This window comes from Pseudomonas sp. 21615526 (genome assembly GCF_013386245.1).
Lineage (GTDB): Bacteria > Pseudomonadota > Gammaproteobacteria > Pseudomonadales > Pseudomonadaceae > Aquipseudomonas.
On the sequence record NZ_JACAOM010000111.1, the window covers coordinates 1 to 3,406 of the forward strand.

Here is a 3,406-nt window from a genome sequence, read left to right on the forward strand (position 1 = left end):
ACATCGACACCTTCTACCAATACGTGATTCGCGGCTCGATCCTGTTGCTGGCGGTGATTATCGACCGCATGAAACAGCGATAAAAAGGGCGCCACACGACCAATGTGGGAGCGGGCTTGCTCGCGAAAACGGTGTGTCAGTCAGCGTATGCATTAACTGGAAAACCGCATTCGCGAGCAAGCCCGCTCCCACATTTTGATCTCCTCTGTTTTGCTGGTCCGCATTTGCCATAATGCTCGCCGTTTTCGTACTTCCCAATAGGCCCGATATGCAGGAAAACGCCCAAACTCCCGTCAAAGAAGCCGCGCCCACCGGCACTCAAACCCTGCTTCGTGGCCTGGGCGTGGTGCAGGCAGTGGCGGCCGGTGCGCGGGATCTGAAGGAAATCGCCAAGCGCATCGGTACCACCCGCAGCACCACTCACCGCCTGGCCAGTTGCCTGGTGGAAGAACGCTACCTGCGCGTAGTGCCGCAAGTCGGTTATCTGCTGGGCCCCAAATTGATCGAGCTGGGTTTCCAGGCCCGTGAAGAACTGCCTTTGGTCAGCCTGGCAGTGCCGTATCTGGACGAGTTGTCGGCGTTGACCGGCGATACCATCCACCTGGCTATTCGCGAATACGACGACGTGCTGTACCTGCACAAGAACCCTGGCCGCAACGGCCCGGAAATGCGCTCGCGCGTCGGCCATCGCATGCCGCTGGCGCGCACCGGGATCGGCAAGGCGTTGTTGCTGGATGACAGCGTGGAAGAGTGGCAGCGCCTGTATCAGGTCAGCCTGCCGACGGGCGGGAAGAATCTGCAGTGGCCGCAGCACCCCGAGCAATCCTGGGCGCAGTTTGAACAGCGCATGCAGGAATACGTGGCGGGCGGTTATGCGTTCGACCTGGAAGACAACGAACCGTCGATCCGTTGTGTCGCGGCACCGGTGCGCGATGCCAGCCGGCGAATCGTCGCCGGCATCAGCATCGCCAGTACCGTGCCCTACATGCCGCTGGAGAAAATGGCCGAGCTGATCCCTGTGATCAAACAGGTCGCAGCACGGCTGTCAGCGGAGTTGGGCGCGAAGGCCTGATCAGGCCGTGATCGTTCCCACGCTCCGNNCAGAGCGTGGGAACGATCTTGGTCAGGCCTTCAGGGTCGCCATGTCGATCACGAAGCGGTACTTCACATCACCGGCAATCATGCGGGTGTAGGCTTCGTTGATCTGGCGGATGTCGAGCATCTCGATGTCGCAGGTGATGCCGTGCTCGGCGCAGAAATCCAGGACTTCCTGGGTTTCGGCAATCCCACCGATCAACGAACCGGCCAGCACTTTGCGGCCCAGCACCAGCTTGGCAGCGTTGACGGGCGGGTCGACCGGCTCGATCAAACCTACCAGGATGTGCACGCCGTCAAAGCGCAGTACGTCGAGGTAGGGATTCAAGTCGTGCTGCACCGGAATGGTGTCCAGCAGGAAGTCGAAATGCCCGGCAGCGGCTTTCATCTGGGCTTCGTCGGTGGACACGATCACGTGGTCGGCGCCCTGGCGACGGCCTTCTTCAGCCTTGCTCGCGGAGCGGGTGAACAGCGTCACTTCCGCGCCCATGGCCTTGGCGAACTTGATGCCCATATGGCCCAAACCGCCCATGCCCAGAACGCCAACCTTGTCGCCAGCCTTCACGCCGTAGTGCTTGAGCGGCGAGTAAGTGGTGATGCCGGCGCAGAGGATCGGCGCGGCGCTGGCCAGGTCGAGCTTGGCCGGGATCTTCACCACGAAGTGCTCGCTGACCACGATGCTGTCGGAGTAGCCGCCCATGGTGTTGCTGCCGTCGACCCGGTCCGGGGTGGCGTAGGTCATGGTCGGGCCTTCGAGGCAGTATTGCTCGAGGTCCGCGTGGCAGGCGTCGCAGTGACGGCAGGAGTCGACCATGCAGCCAACACCCACCAGGTCGCCGATTTTGTGCGCGGTGACGCTGGCGCCGACGGCGGTGACTTTACCGACGATCTCGTGGCCCGGCATCAGCGGGTACACGGCGATGCCCCATTCGTTGCGTGCCTGGTGGATGTCGGAGTGGCAGACGCCGCAGTAGAGAATTTCGATCGCCACGTCATCGGCGCGCGGGCTACGGCGTTCGAAGGACATGGGGGCGAGGGGAGTGGTGGCCGATTGAGCGGCATAACCGATGGCGGTGTACATGGAGAAACCTCGCAGGTGCAGTAACAGGTGAGGTGGCGCATTCTCCGCGCCGTGCCTGGGTGCGGCCATGGCGATTGCTCCGAGTCTCATGCCTATTCGTCCGGGAGTGCACCTGGATTGGATCGTTGTGGCGCCAGACCTGCGATGATGGTCTCATCCCCTTTTTCGCGAAGTTTTTGCCATGTTGTTGACCCGTCATGTCGATGCCAATGCCGCGTTGGTTGCCTTGATCGAACCCCTGACCCCCCGTGATGGGTTCTCGCCCACGAACCTGCCGGGCGTGCAGGTATTGCGTGCCAGTTGCGACGTGGCGCGGGGCCCGCAGATTTATGAACCGAGCCTGATGATCGTCGCCCAGGGCAGCAAGGTCGCGTACCTGGGCCCGCGTACCCTGGAGTACGGCGCGGGTCATTACCTGATCCAGGCGATGCCGGTGCCGTTCGAATGCGAGACCTTTGCCATGCCCAATGCGCCGCTGTTGGGGGTGACGGTGGGCATTGATCGGGTGGTGCTGGGTGAGTTGGTAATGGCGATGGGGATTCAGTCCGGGCCACCGCCGGCGGCGCAAACGTTGGAGTCGATGAGTTCGGTGGTGCTGGACGACGCCATGCGCGGCTGTGTCGAACGCCTGTTGCAGTGCCTGCACGATCCGCTGGAGAGCCGGATCATGGGGCCGGCGCGGGTGCGGGAATTATTGTTCACCGCATTGCGCGGGCCACAGGCGGATGTGTTGCGCGCGCTGGTGGAGCAGCAGGGGCAGTTTTCGCGGGTGGCGACTTCGTTGAATCACCTGCATGCCCATTACGCCGAGCCGCTGAATATCGAGACGTTGGCGGGTTATGCGCACATGAGCGCATCGACCTTCCACGAACACTTCAAGCGCTGCACGCTGTTGTCGCCGGTGCAGTACCTCAAGCGTCTGCGGTTGCTCAAGGCACAGCAGTTGCTGTTGGTGGAGGGCATGGGCGTGGCGCAGGCGGCCCACAGTGTGGGGTATCAGAGCACGTCGCAGTTCAGCCGGGAGTACAAGCGCTACTTCGAACGTAGCCCCGGGGATGAGCGGGCGGCATAACTCTCCCGGGCACAATTCGGTCAAAAATGTGGGAGCGGGCTTGCTCGCGAAAGCGGTGGTTCAGCCAAAACATCTGTGACTGATACACCGCTTTCGCGAGCAAGCCCGCTCCCACATTTGACCGAGTCGATGGGTCTTTTTCCGGGCTACAAAAAAGG

3 protein-coding genes are annotated in these 3,406 nt (G+C 62.0%); 2 read left to right on the forward strand and 1 reads right to left on the reverse strand.

What is annotated here, in order from left to right; all coding sequences use genetic code 11:
• Window positions 1-268: 268 nt before the first annotated feature.
• Window positions 269-1,072, forward strand: coding sequence for an IclR family transcriptional regulator (locus tag HX786_RS26410; protein ID WP_004371229.1), 804 nt, complete (start codon window positions 269-271; stop codon window positions 1,070-1,072).
• 51 nt (window positions 1,073-1,123) lie between these two features.
• On the opposite strand, the gene HX786_RS26415 is transcribed toward HX786_RS26410, so the two are convergent.
• The gene (locus HX786_RS26415; protein ID WP_177081095.1) at window positions 1,124-2,176 is read right to left on the reverse strand and encodes an NAD(P)-dependent alcohol dehydrogenase; all 1,053 of its coding nucleotides are present in this window, start codon (window positions 2,174-2,176) and stop codon (window positions 1,124-1,126) included.
• A gap of 181 nt (window positions 2,177-2,357) precedes the next feature.
• Here HX786_RS26415 and HX786_RS26420 point away from each other — a divergent pair, with 181 nt between their 5' ends.
• The gene (locus tag HX786_RS26420; RefSeq protein WP_004371227.1) at window positions 2,358-3,248 is read left to right on the forward strand and encodes an AraC family transcriptional regulator; all 891 of its coding nucleotides are present in this window, start codon (window positions 2,358-2,360) and stop codon (window positions 3,246-3,248) included.
• Window positions 3,249-3,406 lie beyond the last annotated feature (158 nt).